This window comes from Rheinheimera hassiensis (assembly GCF_022436675.1).
Taxonomy (GTDB): Bacteria; Pseudomonadota; Gammaproteobacteria; order Enterobacterales; family Alteromonadaceae; genus Alishewanella; species Alishewanella hassiensis.
In genome coordinates this window covers 1-311 of sequence record NZ_JAKUJZ010000034.1, presented here as the reverse complement: position 1 = coordinate 311, position 311 = coordinate 1, and the positions used below count along the sequence as shown (strand labels likewise).

Below are 311 nucleotides of genomic sequence, written 5' to 3'. Positions count from 1 at the left end.
AACAGCATATCAATGGCTACATCCCAGATAACCAGTTTAGAAAACGTGATCCGAAATTCAGTGAGCAAAAGCAAAAGTACGGCAAGCGGCACCAGGATAAGGCAGTTGGGCAAAAGGTTGTTATTCCAGCCAGTGCGTTTGAATTTGACCCGATAGCGATGACCTGTATTTGTCCTTCGGGGTTATTGCTGTCGAGCCGGGGTATCAGGCCGGAACCTGATGGTCAACAACGTTCACTGTTTACAGGCAAGCTATTACAGTGCCGCGGTTGTGATTTAAAAGAGCAATGCATGGTAAACCCAGAATCAGCC

Annotated in this window: 1 pseudogene; it reads left to right on the top strand. The window is 47.3% G+C overall.

The features are described 5' to 3' along the window. Positions 1-311 (top strand): annotated as a pseudogene (locus tag MJX74_RS22030) (IS1182 family transposase); the annotation flags it as partial.